At 65.5% G+C, this 928-nt stretch carries 1 protein-coding gene and 1 pseudogene; one reads left to right on the top strand and one right to left on the bottom strand.

Annotated features, from left to right (window positions below):
- Positions 1 to 3: 3 nt before the first annotated feature.
- A pseudogene (locus A5745_RS16840) lies at positions 4 to 96 on the top strand (PE family protein); the annotation flags it as partial.
- A gap of 172 nt (positions 97 to 268) precedes the next feature.
- Here the strand turns inward: A5745_RS16840 and A5745_RS16835 are convergent.
- Positions 269 to 928, bottom strand: a 660-nt coding sequence (locus tag A5745_RS16835; protein WP_175879845.1) for a PE/PPE C-terminal domain-containing protein, incomplete at its 5' end; no start/stop codon positions are given.

Genomic DNA, 928 nt, shown 5'->3' with positions numbered 1-928 from the left:
ACCTTGCAGGGGATCGGCTCGACGCTGAGCGCCCAAAACGCCGCGGCGGCGGCCCCGACGACGGGCGTGGTGCCGGCTGCCGCCGCCAGCGCCTCTGGCTGGGTAGTCACGAACGACATGTGGTTTCCTCCTCGATGACCTTCCGGCTCAACACCTTCGGGATATGGTTGCCAATAACGTTAAATTCGATTGCGGTCGCGGCGCTCCTTTGCCGCCGAATACTCGAGACCTGACGACTACTGTTCATTTGTTGGTCACCGGCATTTCTTTATCCTGCCGATGGTGGTCGGGTGAGTACGTTGTAGCGGAAGCCGTAGCGCACGCCGAGGTTGCCGCTGCGTTGGGCGCCGCGTCCGCCGACGAGGGGGACGCCGCGCATGGCGGCGTTGGTTCCGGCGGCGTTGGCGCCATCGGGGTTGAGTAGCTGGGTGCTGACGAGTTTGGTGGCGGTTTGTTCTTCGGCGCCGGTGGCGCTGGCCCAGCTTTGCGGGACCGACAGTCCGCCGATTTTGGTGGCCGAGGACAGGCTTGCCGTGGGCACGGCGGCCGGGTGGAAAGTCCACCCGCCCGCGCCCAACGCCGCAAACTGCGGTGTCGGAAAGAACGCACCTTGCGCGCCGGCCGTCGTTCCCACCGGTCCATTGAACGTTTGCTGCGCAATGCTCGAAAAGAAGCTGGCTAGGCCGTTGGACTGATAGGGCAAGCCCGTCATTCGTTTCAGCACCGTGTCGTAGTTCGCGGAGACGAGCCCGAGCCAGTTGTTGGTGGGGGTGGGCAGGCCTTGGGTGGAGAGGTTGGTGAGCAGGTTTTGTAGCCAGGTGAAGGGCCCGGTCGTGGTGGTGGCCGCGGTGGTGGCTTGGGTGGTGGGTGCGGTGCTGGCCGCGGCCAGTTGCGGGGTGACCGCGGCGACGTTTTGGGCGGAGTTGCC

The organism is Mycobacterium sp. IS-2888 (assembly GCF_001954215.1).
In the GTDB taxonomy this organism is placed as follows: Bacteria; Actinomycetota; Actinomycetes; order Mycobacteriales; family Mycobacteriaceae; genus Mycobacterium.
Note: the sequence above shows the minus strand (reverse complement) of the source record. Positions and strands in the feature narration are given on the sequence as shown.